The organism is Klebsiella sp. HMSC09D12, from assembly GCF_001808475.1.
GTDB lineage: Bacteria > Pseudomonadota > Gammaproteobacteria > Enterobacterales > Enterobacteriaceae > Klebsiella > Klebsiella oxytoca.
Genome location: NZ_KV793401.1, coordinates 1 through 1,051, shown reverse-complemented (window position 1 = coordinate 1,051; position 1,051 = coordinate 1). Strand labels below are relative to the sequence as shown.

Here is a 1,051-nt window from a genome sequence, read left to right as displayed (position 1 = left end):
CTAAATTGCCGGTATCGGCGCAAACAGGAGTCGTCATGCACTTTACTAACTTCCTTCAGCGTTACTTCGATATAGAGATTGAACATACCTTTGACCCTACCATTCAGGGCAGCAACGAAACGGGTAAAGACGTCACTAAAATCTGGATCTATGAGAAGGGCGAGGATAGCGAACCGCTGCTTATTCTGACAGAAGCATGGTGGTATACCGAGACAAAAACGGCTGGTAACTGGCTTATCGGCAACGTGTATTCAACGCTTGAGCATGGGCGTGAAATTCATGAAAGCGAATTTCGTAAACTGGTAACAGCTGGCAAGGTGATAAGTCAGCATGAGTAAGGGGAATAAAATGCTTATTAATCGGATAGCTGTTATCGGGCTTGCAGTTGTCGCAGCCGCAACACAGGCAGCCGCGCCGCCGGTTAAGTTTTTTTACCGGGATACAGTCCCGGTAAGCATAATGCTGGACGAACCCGCAACGGGTTGCAGCATGGGCGGTGTGATTGTTCATCCACTGGATCGGCCAGCGGCAAAAGTGGCGTGGTTTAGCGAGCGGATTTGCGGTAAAAAACGTTACCCGGTTAGCTTTATCAGTGATGAAATTAGCGCCCCGGATAACGTGATCCATAAAGGGGAAACGTTTCACGTTACCCCGGCTCAGGTCAATCTCCTGGACGCGCAAAGCCTCTAATTAAATCATCGGGTGGCAATACCGCCACCCGAATAATCGCCGGTATCGGCAGTATTAAAGGAGCATGGGAATGGAAAGAAAAGCTATAGAGCAAATCCTGGCTAAGCAGCCGGTAATGCAGGTTAACGTGAAAATAGCGGCAGTTTCCAAATATGGCGATCATCAGGTTGAAATCCGTTGCAAAGATACAGACCGGCTTATCTGGCGTGCCTGGGATTTTGAGAAGGATTTTAAGGAAGATTTAGAGCGTGAACTTCTGCGCCTTGCACCGCTTTAATCCACTGCCCTAGTATGAAAAATGGCGCCCATATGGGCGCTTTTTTTATGGCTGGCCGTGTCGGTGCGGTGTCCCCCGTAACCG

At 49.1% G+C, this 1,051-nt stretch carries 3 protein-coding genes; all 3 read left to right on the top strand.

The window, feature by feature from the left end; genetic code table 11:
* Window positions 1-35: 35 nt before the first annotated feature.
* The 3 genes from ccgD (at window position 36) to HMPREF3178_RS03560 (ending at window position 967) form a co-directional block, all read left to right on the top strand.
* The gene (ccgD, locus tag HMPREF3178_RS03570; protein WP_052990789.1) at window positions 36-338 is read left to right on the top strand and encodes a protein CcgD; all 303 of its coding nucleotides are present in this window, start codon (window positions 36-38) and stop codon (window positions 336-338) included.
* 121 nt (window positions 339-459) lie between these two features.
* Window positions 460-690, top strand: a complete 231-nt coding sequence (locus HMPREF3178_RS31545) for a hypothetical protein (protein ID WP_228705120.1) — start codon at window positions 460-462, stop codon at window positions 688-690.
* A gap of 70 nt (window positions 691-760) precedes the next feature.
* Window positions 761-967, top strand: a complete 207-nt coding sequence (locus tag HMPREF3178_RS03560) for a DUF905 family protein (protein WP_086074310.1) — start codon at window positions 761-763, stop codon at window positions 965-967.
* Window positions 968-1,051: the final 84 nt, after the last annotated feature.